Raw genomic sequence first — 17424 nt, 5'->3', positions numbered from 1 at the left:
TTAGTACAGCTCCCGAAGTTCCTCGGAGATGTCGTCTTTCAGTTCCGCGACGTACTCCTCGTAGTCCTCCTGCACGCCGATGCGGTTGAGGCGCGGGGCGACCTCGATGGAGATAATCTCGTCCACCGGGACGCCGGCTTCGAGCGCCTCGAACGCCTCGTCGTTGAAGTGGTGGATGGCGGTGAGCATGAGGTACGTCTTCTCCGGCGGACAGAACGTGTCCGTCGGGTGGAACGCGTTCTGTTGCAGGTACGCCTCGCGGAGGTACCGCGCGACTTCGAGCGTCAGCTGCTGGTCCTCCGGCAGGGCGTCCTTACCGACCAGCTGGACGATTTCCCGGAGTTCGGCCTCCTCGTCGAGGACGTCGACGGCCCACTGGCGTTCGTCGGGCCAGTCGGCGGCGACGTTGTCTTGGAACCACGGGTCGAGTTGGTCCTTGTACAGCGAGTACGACTCGTTCCAGTTGATGGCCGGGAAGTGCCGACGCTCCGCGAGGTCGGCGTCCAGCGCCCAGAACGTCTTGACGATGCGCAGCGTGTTCTGGGTGACGGGCTCGGAGAAGTCGCCGCCGGGCGGGGAGACGGCCCCGATGGCGGAGACGGACCCCTCCGTGCCGTTGATGTTCTCGAAGTAACCGGCGCGCTCGTAGAACTCGGAGAGGCGCGCAGCGAGGTACGCGGGGTACCCCTCTTCGCCGGGCATCTCCTCGAGGCGCGAGGATATCTCGCGCATGGCCTCGGCCCACCGGGAGGTGGAGTCGGCCATGAGTGCGACGTCGTACCCCATGTCGCGGTAGTACTCCGCGATGGTGATACCCGTGTACACGCAGGATTCCCGCGCGGCCACGGGCATGTTCGACGTGTTGGCGATGAGCGAGGTGCGGGCCATCAGCGGGTTCCCGGTGGAGGGGTCCTCCAGCTCCGGGAAGTCGTCGATGACCTCGGTCATCTCGTTACCGCGCTCGCCGCACCCGACGTAGACGATGATGTCCGCGTCGGCGTACTTCGCGAGCTGGTGCTGGGTGACGGTCTTCCCGGACCCGAACGGACCGGGGATGGCGGCCGTCCCGCCCTTCGCGATGGGGAACAGACCGTCGAGGATGCGCTGACCGGAGACGAGCGGCGTCCGTGGCGTCTTCTTCGTCGCGGACGGACGGGCCTCGCGGACCGGCCACTCCTGATGCATCGTTATCTCTTCGCCGTTGTCGAGTTCGACCACCGTCTCGTCGACGGTGAGGTCGCCCTCTTCGACGGTGACGACTTCGCCGCCCTCGTAGGTCGGCGGGACCAGGACCTTGTGGTCGATGGTGACCGTCTCCTCGACGACGCCGACGACGTCGCCGGGTTCGACGGTGTCGCCGGGGACGACTTCGGCCGAGAAGTCCCACTCTTTCTCCAGTTCAATTCCGGGCGCGTCCACGCCGCGGTCGAGGAACGCGCTGCCCATCTTCGATTCGAGCACGTCGAGGGGTCGCTGGACGCCGTCGTAGATGGAGTCCAGCAGACCGGGGCCCAGGTCGACGGTCAGCGGTTCGCCCGTGTTCTCGACGGGTTCGCCGGGACCGACGCCGGACGTCTCCTCGTACACCTGAATCGTCGTGATGTCACCCTCTATTTCGATGACCTCGCCCATCAGACCTTCGTCGCCCACGTAGACGACGTCGTTCATTCGGGCGTCGAGGTCACGGGCGGTCACGACAGGACCACTCACACTCTCGATGATGCCGTCTTCTCGGACGGTCTCTTGTGTTGCACTCATGTTAGTCTTCGTCCTCCTCCATCAGGTCGATACCGATGGCGCGTTTGATCTGATTGCGGAGGCCGCCCGCGCCCGCACCGCCGCCGAGCGTCACCAGCGTCGGTTCGATGCTGGTTTCGACCGACTGGCGGACTTGGCGCGAGAGATGCTCCATGTCGTCGTCGTGCATCACGATGATGCCGACGTCTTCGTCCGAGAGCGTCTCCTCTACGGCCTCGTCGAGCTGTTCGTTCTTCTGTTCCTCCGGGACGTTCTCGAACTTCCGGACTCCCGCGAGGCGGAAGCCGGTCGTGAAGTCCGAGCTGCCGATGACGGCTATCTCCTGACTCATAGGATGACCAACTCCGATTCGATCTCGTCCTCGGAGAGACCGGCCTCGCGTCCGCGCGCGATGGCCCGAATGTTGTCCACCTCCTGCTCTTTGCGCAGGATGTAGGCGATTATCGGACCGATGGAGAGCGGGAAGACGCTCCCCATCCCGCGGGCTTTTTCGAGAAGCGCGATGTCGAGCGCGCGTTCGAACCCGAGGAGGCTACCGGCCTCTTCGAGCTCGTCGAGCGCCGTCGAGAGATCGTCGCCGTACTCCGAGTCGCGAATCCTCGTAACCAATTCGTCAGGGTTCTGCGCGAGCGTGGTCAGTTCCGACGCCGAGAATAGGGACCCGCCACTGATATAGTACTCGGACGGGTCGATGTCGGCCCCGCTTCGAGCGAGGCGGAGCGCGTTCCGCGCGTTGCGGAAGTCGATCTCCGCTTCGAGGTAGTCGCGGTACTGCTGGGTCTCCTCGTTCACCACGAGGTCCTCGAGCAACGCCTCGTAGTACGCGCGGTCGATGGCGTTCTCGAGCGGAACGAGGACGTCCGTCTCCTCGTAGTCCGCGTACGCCTCTTCGAGGCCCGCGTCGAACATCGTACCGTGGAGCCGCTCGACCACTTCCTCGACGGTGCCCGCGTCGAGCAACCGTTCGATGAAGCTGTCGGAGAACTCGCCCGCACGGATGAGGTCGTCCGCGATTTCGTCGCGGTCGGCGTCCGAGTAGAGCCCCCGAATGACCGTCTTGGCGTTCCACGCGTCGTACCGGCGGAGGTACCGCGCGATGTGGTCGTACAGGCGGCCTTCCGCCCAGTCGAGGATGTCGTCGAACTGCTTTGCGAGATTCCGGTTCAGCGCGTACTCGATGAGGTCGACCCCCGAGTAGCGCGAACCGAGCGCGTTTATCTCGGTCTCGTACTCCGACTCCTCCATGAACCGGGCGATTTCGGCCGGTCCCATCCGAACCAGCTTGCGGTAGTCCTCCTCGCTGTACAGGGCGCTCTGCCGCGCTCTGACGCGAGCGGTCACGTACTCCGGATTGGAACCGCCGGATACACTCATTGGTCGAACAGTCGGGCGCTCACTTCCTTGAGGTTGTCCTCCCAGACGCCCTCGAGGATGGAGTCGAACGTGTTGTTCACTCTGACGCGCGAGGACTCGCTCTCGACGACGACGCCACCGAGGCAGTCGTGCTCGCCTCCGTAGCTGAAGCCGTCGTAGTCTTCGAGGACGTCTTCGAGCAACTCGGCGTCGTCGGCGCGGCCGTAGACGACGACGTCGTCGCTCTCGTCGAACTCGTCGGCCGCGGCGTCGACGAGTTCGCGGGTCAGTTCTTCGCGGCGGTCGCCGGAGAGCGAGGCGAGCTCGTCCTCGACTCGGCTGCGGACGTCTTCGAGGACGTCGCGTCGGGCTTCGAGGCGCTGCTGTTTCGCCTCCAGCTTCGCACCGGAGAGCGCCTGTTCGCGCTCCTGCTCGACCTGGCGCTCGACGTCGGCCTCCCGCGCTTCGAGGAGTTCCTCGGCGTCGGCCTCGGCCTCCTCGATGATCTCGGTAGCGCGGCGCTCACCGGCCTCTCGAATTTCCTCCGCACGCGCGCGTGCTTCGCCTCGGATATCTTCGACGACGTTATCCAAACTCATTGATGGAAAGGGTGGGGGGAGGTGCTTACGCCGAGACGATGAACACGACGACGAGTGCCAGAATGACGAGCGTCTCCGGCAGAACGGTCAGAATGAGACCGTTGACGAAGAGAGAGTCGTCTTCTGCGATGGCACCCATCGCGGCGGCACCGATGCCACGCTCCGCGTATCCCGCGCCGAACGCCGCGAGACCGACGGCGAGGGCGGCGGCGGCGGGTGCTTCGAGAGCCGGGGCGGCTGCCTGCGCTTGCTGTAGGAGTGTTAGTGCTGACATAGTTGGGTATTTTCTCTGACGGTTAGTCGTCTCCGAACGTGCGTATGTGGACAGACACACCTCATAAAGGTTCCCAAACCGTTTCGCCGTAGGCCGGCGGATACGGCCGGATTCGGCGGAATAGAGCGAAAAACGAGTTCCGGTACCGCGGCTCTCGAAGGGTGAACGACGAAGGCCGAGGGTGGGTTGTGGTTAGTCTTCGGTGGTGTAGCGACGCTCGTAACCGAACGGTTCGTACTCGCGGCCGCCGCCTTGGTAGAACTTGTTGAAGAACTCCACGTACTCGAGACGCACCGCCTGCAGGCCGGCGCTGGTCACGCCGAGGATGAGCACGAGGAGGTGGCCGAACACGAGGACGAGGAGACCGATGAGGATGGTCGCCGCGTCGCCGTGGACGAGGCCGCCGAACATGATCGTCGCCTCGCTGTGGTGCTCGAGGACGTACTTCGGACCGTGGTTGAGCATGAAGTGCCACTCATCACCGTGGTCGCCCGGGATGGCGTACACGCCGAAGAACAGGAGATTGACCGTGAAGGCCATCCCCGCCTTCGCCAGCATCACCGCGCCGATACGCGTGTACGACAGCACGTTCACGAGGACGTTGATGAACTCGACGGCCTCGATGGGCTCGCCCATCACGAGGAGGGCGAGTCCGACGAAGAACGCGACGAGTCCGGCCCATCCGACCATGGCCGGGAACCCGGCGAAGCCGAGGGGAAGGACGCCCTCGGACGTGAACGTCGTGAACATGAAGTCCGGGGCGGTCCCGCGGGTCACGTCCGAGAATATCCAGATCCACAGGCCGTTCAGCATCAGAATCCACGAGGCGCTCTCGAAGATGGCGTGCTTCAGGTCGTGAAGCTCGTAGTTGTCCACGAAGTCGAAGATGAACCCGATGTTGAGGTGGACGACGCCGACCAGCAGGCTCACGACGAGCCAACCGAGCGCCCACTCGCTGGTGGCGGGGGAGAGGCCCTTCTCTATCGGCGGGTGGCTCATGTGGAGCACGCCCTCCCAGAAGTACGTCGAGATGAGGTGCAGCCCGAATATCTCGCCGTACAGGACGCCGAAGATGGCCGTGAACAGCCCGGCCGCGAGGGTGACGCCGCCCATGCTCTTGAACGCCGGGCGCTCGTCGAACTTGGACCACAGGAAGTAGCCGATTCCCATGTAGATGAGCCCGTAGCCGAGGTCACCGATCATGAACCCGAACAGGAGCGGGAACGTCAGGAACAGGATGATCGTCGGGTCGAGCTCGAAGTAGCTCGGCTTGCTGACGGCATTCACCAGGATCTCGAACGGTTTGACCGCGCCGGGGTTGCTCTGCACCGTCGGCGGTTCGTCGTTCTGCATCACGACCGCGTTCCCGCCGTCGGCGCGCGCCTCGTCGGCGTCGCCACCGTCGGCCGCGGTCGGCGAACCCGTGCCGTCGCCGCCGGGGCCCGCGGGGATGTCCTCGCGGACGTGGTCGTCGCCGTCGGACGTGAACGACGCGCGCTCGAGTTCCTCGACCTGCACGCGGTCGCCGACGGTCTCCTTCAGCGCGGCTTTGAACTCGGTGTAGCGCTCGGAGGGGATCCACCCCTCGGCGATGAACGCGTTCTCCGTCGTCGCGAACGAAAGCGGCGCTTCCGTCTTCTGGACGTCGATCGCGAGTTTCTCCTCGGCGGCGAGGAGGAAGCCCGCGGCGTCGAGTTTCAGGTTCTCGATTTCGTCCTCGACGGAGTCGAGCTTCGAGCGAATCTGCTGCGCCTCCTGTTCGAGGTCGCGGACGTGGTTCTCGGGGCTCCCCTCGGCGTCGGGAACCTCGACGGAGACGAAGTCCGCCCCGACGAGAGCGTCCGCGAGCGCCGAGTCGTCGGCGTTCTTCGAGGGGTAGGCGAACACGGCGAGTATCCGGTCGCCCGCGAACACCTCGTGCGAGCGGATGTCGTCCGCGTCCCCGAGGGCGCGTTCTATCTGCTCCCGTTTCCCGCGTCCGACCGAGACCTGCAGGGTGTCGTACCCGGAGAGCAGGTCGAGGTCGATCCCGAGGTCCACGAACGGCGACATCTCGTCGATCCGTTCCTCGATCTCGCGGAGCTCCTGTCGGAGCTCCTGTCGTTCGTCGTCGAGGTCGTTGACCTGCTCTCGAATGTCTTCGAGGTCCGATTCGAGCGCCTCGTCGGTGACGATGCGGGTCGGCCCCGCGTCGTCGTCGGAGACGTCGAGCATGCTCTCGAGCGAGCGGATGGTGACGAGCTTCTCGGAGGCCTCCTCGGCACCTTCGACGGGGTCGCCGGGGTCGAAGCCCTCCCACGTGTCGTCGTATTCCGTGACGTGCAGCAGGTTCAGGTCGTGGACCGTCTCGATGACGGGGTCCATCACGCGCTTGGACCCGGTCACGGAGACCTTGCTCATCTGCTCAGGTCTGAGCATGCACCGCCTCCTCGAACCGTTCGATGGCGTATTCGACCGCCTCGTCAGCGTTGCCCTTCGCGTCTTCGACGAGCTCCTCGCGCGCCTCCTCGCCGCGCTTCAGAATCACCTCGCTCTCCTCCTCGATCTCTGAGCGAGCTTCGTCGAGACGTTCCTCCTCGTATTCACGCGCCTCTTCCTCGGCCTGTTGACGGATCTCCTCTGCCTCGCGTCGCGCCTCCGCGATACGCTCCTCGCGGTCGGCCTCGGCCTCTGCGACGATGTCGTCGGCCTCGTTCTCGGCAGTCTTGATCCGTTCGAGAACCTCTGGTCTCGGCATACTCGTATCACTGAGAAGTTGCAGTACCGGCGTATAAGGTGTTTGCGGAACACGCGCGTGAATACGGTGGGTTTTCGGAGGGTGAAAACGCGAGCCCCCGCAGAGGGGGACGAACGGTCGCCGTTCGAGAACGACGCTGAATCCGCACCGTTATGAGAGCCGGGGGCGAATCCGGTGGCGATGGGAGTCCTCGAAGACAAATCACGGGCCCGTCTGTTCTACAAGTACCTCTCGAAGGTGTACGACCGCGTGAACCCCTTCGTCTGGAACGAGGAGATGCGCGACGAAGCGCTCGAACTCCTCGACCTCCGGGCCGACGACCGGGTGCTGGACGTGGGCTGTGGAACCGGATTCGCCACCGAGGGACTCCTCCGCTACACCGACGACGTTCACGGACTCGACCAGAGCGCCCACCAGTTGGAGAGGGCATTCGCCAAGTTCGGGAAGAACGACGACGTGCGGTTCTACCGCGGCGACGCGGAGCGTCTCCCCTTCGCCGACGACTCCTTCGACGCCGTCTGGTCCTCGGGCTCTATCGAGTACTGGCCGAACCCCGTCGCGGCGCTTCGGGAGTTCCGCCGCGTCGTCGAACCCGGCAGTCGCGTCCTCGTCGTCGGCCCCGACTACCCGAAGACGACGCTGTTTCAGAAGCTCGCGGACACGATAATGCTGTTCTACGACGAACACGAGGCCCAGCGGATGTTCGAGGAGGCCGGCTTCGTCGAGATAGAACACCACATCCAGCAGGCCCGCCCCGGCAGTCCGCGCGCCATCACGACGGTCGCTCGCGCGCCCGAGGAGGAAGCGGGCGGCGACGGTTCGACCGAGGCCGTCGAAACCGACGCGTAACCGAGGCGCGTTCCGCGTTCGCCTTCCGCCCGCGACGCCCTCCGCGCACAGCGTCGCCTCGCGTCCCATCGTCCGTCCCCTCGCCCCTACCTGTTCTACCGTCACGCCCCGACGACCGCCGAGAGTCGCGCGAGACGTCCGCCCTCCCGGTACACGGTCACCGTCACCGTCCGCCCCGCCGCGAGCGTCGGGTCGTTCGTCCCCGCGACGGCGAACGACGCGCGTTCGCCCGCGGACCACGTTCCGTCGGAGGCGGCGTTGAACGGCCCCGTCGGACCCGAGCGAAAGCCGCGCGCGGAGAAGAACGGAACCGGCGGTTGACGGCGTAGCGGCGTCCCGTCGATTTCGACGCGGACGCTGAGGCGTCGAACAGAGAGCGGGGGACCCCGCTCGTGCGTCAGCGCCACGGTGTCGTCGGCGACGGAGAGCGAGAACGCGACCCGTGCCGTCGAGTGACCGCCGGTCGGGGGCGCAGCGAGATCATCGGACGCGAGCGCGACGGTTCCCGCGGCGACGACGGCGGTCAGAGCGACGGCGACGCCGACGAGGACGGCGACGCCGACGACCGGTGAGAGGGCGCGGTCGGACACGGAGGCGGTGGCCGCCTCACAGTATAAGAAGGTTCCTCGGGCGCTACTCTTCGGGCGTCTCGGTCGTCCGGTTGGTCTGCTCCTCGTGGATGAGCGGCGGTTCCGACGACTCGACGGAGAGCAGGACGACCGAGATGTCGTCGATGGCGGTTATCTGGTACGACTGACCGGGCGCGAGCGTCCACAGCTGCCCGTCTTCCCCGGTTCGGCCGACGCTCGTACTCCGCCCGCCCGTCGGGCCGACGGTGATTCTCGCGTCCACGGGTTTGCCCGTCTCGGAGTCGTTCAGTCGGATAAGCACCGGTCCGCCGGAGTACGTCCGGTAGGCCGTCAGTTCGAGGCCGTCCTTGACGGCGGTTCCGGCCTTCTCCGTCTCCATCGTGTCGAGCGGGCGGCGCTGGTACTCCTTGAACACGGTCTTCGACCCGCTGTCGACGAACGCCGAGAGATGTCCGCGTTCGTGTTGGATTCGGACGAGGTAGCTGTCGCCAGAGCCGACGACGTCGGAACCGTTCTGCGCGAGGCGGAGCGCGTAGATGTTCGGGTACAACTCGGCGGTGATGTTCAACGCCTCGGGCGTCGTGATGCTCTCTGCGCCGCGCTGGCGGAGGTTCCCGCGGTACGCCTCCCTGACGTACGTTCCGTTCCGAATGACGCCGAGGACGACGCTGTCGGGGCCGGACTGGACGAAGAAGCGGGAGGACTCCGCCTCCCCGCTGAGTACCGTCACGACGTGGCGGCGAACGGGACCGGTGAACGTGTCGAGCTCCCGTTCGAGGTCCGCAGAGCGTTCGGTGATAGAGAAGTCGGGAGTCGACTGCGCTAGCTCCGCGATTCGGCTGCGCCGTTCCTCCAGCGCGGACGCCCGAATGTCGATGATCGCCAGTTCGATGAGGAGCCTCCGCGCGGACATCTCACCCGCGCTGTAGGCGGACAGCACCGTTCGCTGGCGCGCGCGGAGGTTGATGACGCGCTGTTCGACGTTGCTCAGTTCCCCTAACAGCAGTTGCTGGCGGCGTTCGACCGTCGGTGCGGACTCGATGCGGTCGATTCGGCGCAGCGTCTCCATGCGCGCGGCGGTCGCGTTCGACTCGAAGGAGAGCGCCGGTCCGAGGTCCACGGTCCGGGTTTCGAGCGTGCTCCGTTCGACGGCGCTCGGAGGGATGCCGAGGACGCCGAGACGTTCCGTTCGCGCCGTCTCGTTCGCGATCAGCCCCCGTGACGGCGTGGCTCGGTTGGTCTCCTCGTCTACGACCGGTCCGCCTCGAAGCGGGTCCGCCGTCTGCGACGGAGCGGCCGTATCCGGCGGTGTAGCCGTCGTTCCCGCCGCGGCGGCGACGGACGAGAGGACGAGGAGGACGGCGAGCGTTACGGGGAGGGCTCTCATATCCGGTCGGTACAGTTTCACAGTACTAAAAACGCAGTCATTTCGCCCTCAGATAACGTAGCAGGTTCTCAGCCGGCCGTTCGCGGCGGTATCGGCGGTCGAGTCGCGTTCAACCGATGGAAAGCGTTTTGAGAGTCCCCCGTCGAAACACCAGCAAATGCGGAGTGTCGCACTTTTCACAGCCCTCCTCCTCGTGCTCTCCGGCGCCGGACCCGCCGTCGCCGCGCCGGACTCGGCGGCCGCCTCCGGGACGGACGGAGCCGCCGCCCTCCGCTCGTCGGCGGACGGTGCCGTCCGAGCACAGACGAGCTCCTCGCTCGACCAATCGCCGGAGACGGTGATGAGAGTCGCCCTGCGAGCGGACCAAAGCGCCAAGTGGCGCGTCGAAGTCAGATACCAACTCAACGACGAGAACGAGACGCGCGCGTTCGAGAAAATCGGCCGCGAGTACGAACGCGGAGAGTCCGACGTCGGCGTGGACGCCGATCTGTTCAGGAACATCGCCGCGCAGGCCAGCGACACGACGGGCCGGGAGATGGAGATTCGGAACGCGACGTACGACTACTCCGTGAACGACGGCACCGGAACGCTCTCGATGTCGTTCGTCTGGACGAACTTCCTCAAGGAGGGCGAGGGCCGGAGTCTCCGCCTCGGCGACGTCTTCCTCGTTCCGAGCGACCAGTCGGAATCGACGCCGACGTGGCTGTCGCTGATGGGCGAGAACCAGCGGATGATCATCCACCCGCCCGAGGGGTACACGACGAACACGACGAGTATCCCGGTGAAACAGCAGAGCAACGCAATCATCCTGGAGGGCCCCTCCGACTTCAACGACGACGAGCGCCTCGTCGTCACGTACCGACAGACCGCCCGAGAGCGCTTCGAGTGGCCCCTCTACCTCGGCGGCGGGGCCGTCGTCCTCGTCGCCCTCGCAGTCGGCGCGGCGGTGGTGCTCCGCAGCCGACGCGACGGCGGCGCGGACGCACCCGCCAACGCGACGGACGGGTCGCGGCCCGGCGGTGCGACCGCGGCGACGAACGGCGGGACGCCCGCGGGCGGCGCGGTACCGGCGGGCGACTCTGACGAGAACGGCGACGCCGTCGCCGGACCGATCGACCCTGGACCCGGAGACGGCGGGAACGCTGACGAGGACGAGGTGGACGTGTCGCTGCTCTCGGACGAGGAACGCGTCGAGTACCTCCTCGAACAGAACGGCGGGCGGATGAAGCAGGCGAACATCGTCAAAGAGACCGGATGGTCCGACGCCAAGGTGTCGCAACTGCTCTCTGCGATGGCCGACGACGGGCGCGTGACGAAACTCCGCCTCGGTCGGGAGAACCTCATCTCCCTGCCGGACGGGGACGGCACGGAAGACGGGACGGCCTGACGCGCCGGAGAGCGTTTTCGACCGTCGATTTTCCGACCGACGGTTTCCGCGCGGAGTCCCGTTTCGGTACCGCGGTTACCGGTCGGTTCCGCGACGGGTCCTCCGAAAGTGTTTACGTCCCCCAATGAGACGGAACGATGATGAAGGTTCTCGTGACCGTAAAGGAGGTCGCGGAGGTCCAAGACGACTTCGAGATAGCGGACCTCGGCGTCGATCCGAGGTACCTCGAGTACGACCTCAACGAGTGGGACGAGTACGCGGTCGAGGAGGCCGTGCAACTGAAGGAGGCGGCCGACGAGGACGTCGAGGTCGTCTCGGCGACCGTCGGCCCGGAGCGAAGCGAGGAGACGATTCGGATGGCGCTGGCGAAGGGCGTCGACCGCGCGGTTCGCATCTGGGACGACACGCTCGAAGAGCGGGGTCTACTGGACGTGGCCGCGAAGGCGCGACTCCTCGGGGCCGTCGTCGACGAGGAGGACCCCGACCTCGTGCTGTCGGGCGTGCAGGCGAACGACACCGGGTTCGGTGCCACGGGCGTCTACCTCGCCGAGAGCGCCGGATTCGAGTGGGGTGCCGTCGTGAACGCCCTCGACAAGGAGCGAGTCCTCGAAGAGGGCGTCGCGGGCGTCCACCGCGAGCTCGAAGGCGGCGTCGAGGAACTGACGGAGATAGAGATTCCGGCGGTGTTGACCATCCAGACGGGTATCAACGACCCGCGGTACGCCAGCCTCCGCGGCATCCGGCAGGCGCAGTCGAAGGAGATAGCCGAGAAGTCGCTCGCGGACCTCGGGTTCGACGCGACGGCGGTCGAAAGCAGTCTGCACCTCACGGATATGTACGAACCCGAGAGCGAGTCGGACGCGACGTTCTTCGAGGGCGATGCGGGGGAGCAAGCGGTGCAACTCGCTGACGCCCTCCGCGAGAAGGGGGTGGGCGCGGAATGACGTCGAACGTGCTCGTCGTCACCGACCACCGCCGCGGGTCGCTCCGCGACGTGAGTTACGAACTCCTGACGGCCGGTCGGGAACTCGCCTCGGAGACGGGCGGCGAACTCCACGCCGCCGCGATAAGCGGTCGGGTCGAGAAGTTCGCCGAGGAGCTAGATTGTGAGGGCGTGGACGTCGTCCACACCGTCGAACACGGCGAGGAGTTCAACCACGACGTGTACGTGCAGGCCGTCGCCGCCCTCTCGGCGGAACTGGACCCGCAGTTCATCGTCATGCCGCACTCGGTGAATGGCCTCGACTACGCGCCCGCCGTGGCGAGTCGCCTCGACGTCCCCCTCGTCACGGACGCGACGGACGTGGCGTTCGACGAGAGGCTCACAGTGACGCGGGAGATGTTCGGGTCGAAAGTCGAGACGACGGTGGACGTAGAGGCCGAACGCGCGGCCGTGACCGTTCGCGGCGGCGAGTGGGTGCCCACGGATGAACCCGGCGACGCGGAGATACGGCCGTTCGACTTCGAACCCGACGAGAGCGCGGTCAACTCCCACGTCACCGGCTATCAGGAGGTCGGTAACGGCGACGTGGACATCTCGGACGCGGACGTGCTCGTCTCCGTCGGGCGCGGCATCGAAGAGGAGGAGAACCTCGAACTCGTCGAACGTCTGGCCGACGCACTCGGCGCGACGCTGTCGGCGTCGCGGCCCATCGTGGACAACGGCTGGCTCCCGGCGAACCGGCAGGTCGGACAGTCCGGGAAGGTCGTCACGCCGGACGTGTACATCGCCGTCGGCATCTCCGGCGCGGTCCAACACGTCGCCGGGATGAAAGACTCGGACACCATCGTCGCCATCAACACCGACCCGAACGCCCCCATCTTCGACATCGCGGACTACGGCGTCGTCGGCGACCTGTTCGACGTGGTACCGGCGCTCATCGAGCAGTTCGAGTGAGACGTTAGGCGGTGTTTTTTCGGTCAGATTTCGTCGGGCCAACGGAACAGCATCACTCTGCTCCGGTGCGGAGTGCGTGGACGTCGTACCGTTCGAAGAGCGGTTTGGTCCCTTCGTTGCGGTGCGCCCTGATGGCGGCGACTGCGACGACGGACGCACCCGCCGACTCCACAAGGTCCGTCGCCGCCCGCATCTGTGTACCCGTCTCTATCCAATCGTCGACGACGAGAGCGCGGTCGTCCACGTCGAGTTCGTCCGGGTGGAGTTCGAGCGACTTCGCGTCCTCGGAGTAATCCGTTATGTCCCGTCGGAGCAACTCGTCGTCCGGATAGGGGAGTTTGCCTCCTTGTCGAACGGGGACGAACCCGACGCTCATCTCGGTGGCGACGGCGGAGCCCAACACGAATCCGAGGGCGTCGATACCGACGACGACGGTCGGTTCCGAGTCGACCCCCGCACAGAGGTCGGTTCTGAGCGCCGCGAAGGTATCGGCGTCACCGAACAGCGGAGAGATGTCGTACCGACCGGCGGTGTCGGTCCCCATCTGCTCGAAGTATTCCTCGTAATCCATGCTATCAGTGTCGAGCGGAGACACATGAATCAGTGGCCGAGTCGGGTGCCGAGGAACGCCGCGGAGAGCACCGTATCCCCACCGACGTCGTCAAACGGACAACCGGAGTTCGGTTGCCGGCCGGGCTAGCTTCCTTTTTCCTCCAGGTTTTGTCGGGGGTGCGTAGCACCCCCGAGAAAAAGTGGGTCGTAACCCGTCACGTACTTGTTTTTTGAATCCTACGGTCCGACAATGGAATATCTGGAGCGTCGGGTCTCCATGGTCGAGGAACGCCTCGAATCGGTCATCGAGGCGGTGGACCCGCCGGAACTGTCGGACGAACTGGGCCACGTCGCGCTCGCGGGGGGAAAGCGCGTCCGGCCCGCGGTGACGATTCTCGCGTGCGAGGCGTGCGGCGGCGACCCCGAGGACGCGGTGGACTTCGCGGTGAGCGTCGAACTCGTCCACAACGCCTCGTTGGTCATAGACGACATCATCGACCGCTCGGACATCCGGCGCGGGACGAAGAGCGCGTGGGCCGAGTACGGCTACGGTCCGGCCATCGTCGCCTCCGACGGACTCCTCGGGGAGGCGTTCGCCCTCCTGTCGGTGAACGAACGGGCGACGCAGATAGTCGCGGAGTCGATGGTCGAACTCGGCGAGGGCGAGGCGACGGAACTGGTCGCCCGGCCGACGAACGAACTCGAGTACATGGAACTCGCGCGGCGGAAGACCGGGGCGCTGTTCCGCGCGGCGGCGGAGTTGGGGGCCGTGGCCGCCCGCGCCGACCCCTTCACCGTCGAGGCGTTCGGGGAGTACGCCGAACGCGTCGGCGTCGCATTCCAGATACGCGACGACGTCCTCGACGCGACGGCGGACGCCGACGAACTCGGCAAGCCGACCGGACAGGACGCGGAGATGGACCGCCCCTCCCTGGTGCAGGTGACGAACCTCACGCCGGAGGAGGCGAACCGGCGCGCGCACGACCAGTCGGAGATGGCGCTGGAGGCCTTGGAAACGGCGGAGTTGAACGACACGGAAGCGCTCGGCTACCTGACCGACCTCGCAGAGTTCGTCGTCGTCCGCGAGCGGTGACGTTCTCGCTCACAGTCTCGTCGATACGTGAAAAGGGACATCTCCGCTCGGCCATCGCCCGAAGGCTTCGACCGCGGGTTACCGTCTCTGGCGGAGGTAGAGTCGGTCGTCCTCTTCCCTCTCGACGTGGTCTCGGTGGAGTTCGTGGGAGTCGTCGTCGTCGCCCCACCCGAGCATGTCCTTTATCTCGTCGGTCAGGCTCTCGTCGTCGTCGGAGCGGTCGATGGTCGCCCGGTCGTCGTCGACGTCACGGACCCGTCCGACGGTGCGGCCTTCGGACGTGACGACGGTCTTCTCTCGGTCATCGTCGCGGAACATTCGGTCCATGTCTACCCTCCTGTTACCACCAGACAGGGATAATCCGAGGGGCTGCGAACTCTGTCTCCGTCGGTCGATAACCGAGTGAACGATACGGATTCCGTAGTCAGCACGCCCGCGTAGAACTATCCACCGACGGCGGGTTTCGACGGAGCCTCACTCATCTCGCTCGCTCTCTCCGTCGTTCGCGGGTCGCCCCTCACCCGCGGGTCGGTTCGACGCCGGTCGGAAACCGCGACTCGGCGATGGCGAACACGAGGGTGCTGAGGACGCCGAGCAACGTGCCGGCGGTCAGTCCCACCGCGAGGTCCGTGAGCGTGAACGACTCCGCGCCGGGGACGCCGGCGGGGAGGATGAACCCGGAGACGGCGTAGAGGACGATGGCGATGGCGACGACGTAGAACGGCGCGTTGAGGTAGCGCCACTTGAACCGGTCCGCGAGGTACTCGTCGGTCACCTGCCCGAGACTGGAGGTGACGCCCGCGGCGGCGAACCACTGCACCGCGCCGTGGACGAGGGCCGCGAGGACGACGGGCGCGGAGAGTTGCGCGTCGACGCCCGCCCGGACGGTTTCTAAGAGGGCGACGCCGCGGAACCCGCCGACGACCATGAGGGCGGCGGCGGCGACGTACGTGATGAGCGTGACGCGCCCCTCGTAGAGGACGTCGCGCACCTGGTCTACGGTGTCGTCCACGACCGTCTCCAGCCCGAGACCGCGGAACAGCGTGTACAGGCCGAGGAGCGCCGAGATGAGGCCGAGGACGGCCGCGCCCGGCACGTCGAACAGGCTGGCGATGGTGACGAACGGGTAGATGAGAAGCAGGATGCCGAGGGGCACGAGGATGGTGCCGCGCGTCTCGGGGTCCGCCAGCACCTGCTTCATCGTGTAGTAGATGGATTCGAGGTCCTGCGCCTGCCGGACGACGACCCGGCGGACGCTGTCGATGGGGACGCGCGACCGGATGACCGGCAGGACGGACTCGTCCTGCGCGCCGTCGGTGATGACGATGGCGCGGACGTTCTCGCCCGTCGAGAGGCCCGCCAGCACGCGGTCTATCTCGTCGCCGATGGCGCGGTTCGCCTTCACGTCGCTCCCTTGGGTCCCCGTGACCGCGGCGACTTCCACCTCCTCGCTCACCTCGGGGTCCGCGCCGAGGGCCTCGTACTCGTGGATGCCCTGAAAGAGGACGTTCACGTCGGAGTCCTCGGGGTCGGCGGTCGCGAGCGCCACCGCGGCCTCCTCGACGACATCTCGGCCGACGACGGGGGTGTCGAGTCCCGTCTTCCGGCCGAGGTCGTCGTCGAGGTCCACGCAGAGGACCAGTAGCATCGTTCGGGGGTATGCCGTCGGACTATATTTGTTTTCGGGAGCGAGCCGCGGCGTCGAATCGGACGACTCCACCGGGACGGAGCGAGCGGCGACGCCCGAGACGTTCGGTACCGCGACCCACGCGGGCTCTCGGCGGCGTTCGCGCCGCGCTCCGTGGTCGAAGTAGCACGACTTTTGAGTCTGCGCGCGCTATCGGCGGACATCAGATGATTTCCAAGGGCTGTGAGCAGTGCGCCATGGGAGGGAAGATGGTGCTCTTCGTCTACGGGTACTGCGACCAGCGCGATTGCTTCTACTGCCCGCTCGGCGAGAACCGGAAGAACGTCACGGACGTGTACGCCAACGAACGGAAAGTCGAGTCCGACGAGGACGTCATCGCCGAGGCGAAGCGGATGGAGGCGCTCGGCACGTCCATCACGGGCGGGGAACCGCAGGAAGCGCTGGACAAGACGTGCCGCTACCTCTCGATCCTGAAAGAGGAGTTCGGCGAGGACCACCACACGCACCTCTACACCGGAATCACGGGCGGCCGAGAGAACATGCGCCGCCTCTCGGAAGCGGGGTTGGACGAGATTCGCTTCCACCCGCCCTACGAGATGTGGGGCGACCTCCACGGCACCGAGTGGGAGGACATCCTCTACGTCGCGCGCGAAGAAGGTCTCACCCCGGCGTTCGAGATTCCCGGCATCCGCGCGGAGCCGGAGTTCTTGGAGTTCTTAGACGAGGGCGCGGCGGAGTTCTGCAACGTCAACGAGTTCGAGATGAGCGACGGCAACTACCGCCGGATGCAAGAGCAGGGGTTCGAACTGCAGGAGGGCCACATGTCCGCCGTCGACGGGTCGAAAGAGGAGATTCTCGGCCAGATGGGCGACCACGAACGCGTCTACTTCTGCACCTCCGTGTTCAAAGACGCCGCCCAGCACCGGAACCGCCTCAAGCGGATGGCCGAGAACATCCGCCGGGAGTTCGACGACGTGACGGACGACGGCACCCTCGTGTACGGCAAGACGTGGGCGACGCCCGAGGAGTTCGAGGCGATGGGCGTCCCCGAGGAGTTCTACACCGTGAAGTCGAACCACATCGAAGTCGCGTGGTGGCTCTTAGAGGAGATGGTCGAGGAGGGCGACCTCCAGAAGGGCGAAATCGTCGAGCAGTACCCCACCGTGGACGGCACCGTCGTCGAACGGACGCCGTTGGCGTAACGCCGGACAAAGCGGACGAAAACAGCCTCTTTTCGGACGGAGAGGACGAAAACGAACCGTCGGGCGTGCGCCGAGAGCGCACCGCACGGGGCACCCTC

At 66.1% G+C, this 17424-nt stretch carries 18 protein-coding genes; 6 read left to right on the top strand and 12 right to left on the bottom strand.

All coding sequences use genetic code 11. From position 1 onward, the window contains the following. From ACZ522_RS12770 to ahaH, 7 genes are all read right to left on the bottom strand, one after another. A complete protein-coding gene (locus ACZ522_RS12770; protein ID WP_379698903.1) occupies positions 1-1758 on the bottom strand; it encodes an ATP synthase subunit A in 1758 nt (585 codons plus the stop codon). 1 nt (position 1759) lies between these two features. Beyond that, positions 1760-2089 (bottom strand): V-type ATP synthase subunit F, encoded by a 330-nt coding sequence (locus tag ACZ522_RS12765; protein ID WP_379698905.1) that lies wholly within the window; start codon positions 2087-2089, stop codon positions 1760-1762. Then, the gene (locus ACZ522_RS12760; RefSeq protein WP_379698907.1) at positions 2086-3132 is read right to left on the bottom strand and encodes a V-type ATP synthase subunit C; all 1047 of its coding nucleotides are present in this window, start codon (positions 3130-3132) and stop codon (positions 2086-2088) included. The genes ACZ522_RS12765 and ACZ522_RS12760 overlap by 4 nt, the downstream gene beginning before the upstream one ends. Then, positions 3129-3710: a V-type ATP synthase subunit E gene (locus ACZ522_RS12755; protein WP_379698909.1), complete on the bottom strand. Its 582-nt coding sequence runs from the start codon at positions 3708-3710 to the stop codon at positions 3129-3131. Before ACZ522_RS12755 ends, ACZ522_RS12760 begins: the two co-directional genes overlap by 4 nt. 25 nt (positions 3711-3735) lie before the next feature. Further along, positions 3736-3984, bottom strand: coding sequence for a hypothetical protein (locus tag ACZ522_RS12750; RefSeq protein WP_379698911.1), 249 nt, complete (start codon positions 3982-3984; stop codon positions 3736-3738). 192 nt (positions 3985-4176) lie between these two features. Next, the gene (locus ACZ522_RS12745) at positions 4177-6402 is read right to left on the bottom strand and encodes a V-type ATP synthase subunit I (protein WP_379698913.1); all 2226 of its coding nucleotides are present in this window, start codon (positions 6400-6402) and stop codon (positions 4177-4179) included. Beyond that, positions 6389-6721 (bottom strand): ATP synthase archaeal subunit H, encoded by a 333-nt coding sequence (ahaH, locus tag ACZ522_RS12740; protein ID WP_379698915.1) that lies wholly within the window; start codon positions 6719-6721, stop codon positions 6389-6391. The genes ACZ522_RS12745 and ahaH overlap by 14 nt, the downstream gene beginning before the upstream one ends. Positions 6722-6901: 180 nt before the next feature. Here ahaH and ACZ522_RS12735 point away from each other — a divergent pair, with 180 nt between their 5' ends. Further along, positions 6902-7570 carry a methyltransferase domain-containing protein gene (locus ACZ522_RS12735; protein WP_379698917.1) on the top strand — a complete coding sequence of 223 codons (669 nt, stop codon included), beginning with the start codon at positions 6902-6904 and terminating at the stop codon, positions 7568-7570. A gap of 101 nt (positions 7571-7671) precedes the next feature. On the opposite strand, the gene ACZ522_RS12730 is transcribed toward ACZ522_RS12735, so the two are convergent. After that, on the bottom strand, positions 7672-8160 hold the full coding sequence (locus ACZ522_RS12730; protein WP_379698919.1) for a type IV pilin domain-containing protein: 489 nt from the start codon (positions 8158-8160) through the stop codon (positions 7672-7674). Between the two features lie 43 nt (positions 8161-8203). Beyond that, positions 8204-9547: a DUF7094 domain-containing protein gene (locus ACZ522_RS12725; protein WP_379698921.1), complete on the bottom strand. Its 1344-nt coding sequence runs from the start codon at positions 9545-9547 to the stop codon at positions 8204-8206. A gap of 157 nt (positions 9548-9704) precedes the next feature. Here ACZ522_RS12725 and ACZ522_RS12720 point away from each other — a divergent pair, with 157 nt between their 5' ends. From ACZ522_RS12720 to ACZ522_RS12710, 3 genes are all read left to right on the top strand, one after another. Then, the gene (locus tag ACZ522_RS12720; protein ID WP_379698923.1) at positions 9705-10934 is read left to right on the top strand and encodes a helix-turn-helix transcriptional regulator; all 1230 of its coding nucleotides are present in this window, start codon (positions 9705-9707) and stop codon (positions 10932-10934) included. A gap of 140 nt (positions 10935-11074) precedes the next feature. Next, entirely contained in the window at positions 11075-11878 is an 804-nt protein-coding gene (locus tag ACZ522_RS12715; protein WP_379698925.1) for an electron transfer flavoprotein subunit beta/FixA family protein, read from the top strand. After that, positions 11875-12831: an electron transfer flavoprotein subunit alpha/FixB family protein gene (locus ACZ522_RS12710; protein WP_379698927.1), complete on the top strand. Its 957-nt coding sequence runs from the start codon at positions 11875-11877 to the stop codon at positions 12829-12831. Before ACZ522_RS12715 ends, ACZ522_RS12710 begins: the two co-directional genes overlap by 4 nt. A 52-nt stretch (positions 12832-12883) precedes the next feature. On the opposite strand, the gene ACZ522_RS12705 is transcribed toward ACZ522_RS12710, so the two are convergent. After that, a complete protein-coding gene (locus tag ACZ522_RS12705) occupies positions 12884-13402 on the bottom strand; it encodes a phosphoribosyltransferase family protein (protein WP_379698929.1) in 519 nt (172 codons plus the stop codon). A gap of 231 nt (positions 13403-13633) precedes the next feature. On the opposite strand from ACZ522_RS12705, the gene ACZ522_RS12700 reads away from it, so the two are divergent. Further along, entirely contained in the window at positions 13634-14476 is an 843-nt protein-coding gene (locus tag ACZ522_RS12700) for a polyprenyl synthetase family protein (RefSeq protein ID WP_379698931.1), read from the top strand. A 78-nt stretch (positions 14477-14554) separates the two neighbouring features. On the opposite strand, the gene ACZ522_RS12695 is transcribed toward ACZ522_RS12700, so the two are convergent. Together ACZ522_RS12695 and ACZ522_RS12690 are read right to left on the bottom strand one after the other, a co-directional pair. Beyond that, the gene (locus ACZ522_RS12695) at positions 14555-14803 is read right to left on the bottom strand and encodes a hypothetical protein (protein WP_379698933.1); all 249 of its coding nucleotides are present in this window, start codon (positions 14801-14803) and stop codon (positions 14555-14557) included. Between the two features lie 190 nt (positions 14804-14993). Beyond that, positions 14994-16124, bottom strand: coding sequence for a DUF373 family protein (locus ACZ522_RS12690; RefSeq protein ID WP_379698935.1), 1131 nt, complete (start codon positions 16122-16124; stop codon positions 14994-14996). Between the two features lie 206 nt (positions 16125-16330). Between ACZ522_RS12690 and ACZ522_RS12685 the strand changes: the two genes are divergently transcribed. Continuing rightward, on the top strand, positions 16331-17326 hold the full coding sequence (locus tag ACZ522_RS12685; protein ID WP_379698937.1) for a radical SAM protein: 996 nt from the start codon (positions 16331-16333) through the stop codon (positions 17324-17326). The last annotated feature ends 98 nt before the right edge of the window (positions 17327-17424 follow it).

The sequence above is a fragment of the Halopelagius fulvigenes genome (assembly GCF_055398025.1).
The sequence above is the reverse complement of the archived record's forward strand: the minus strand, read 5'-3'. Positions and strand labels throughout refer to the sequence as shown.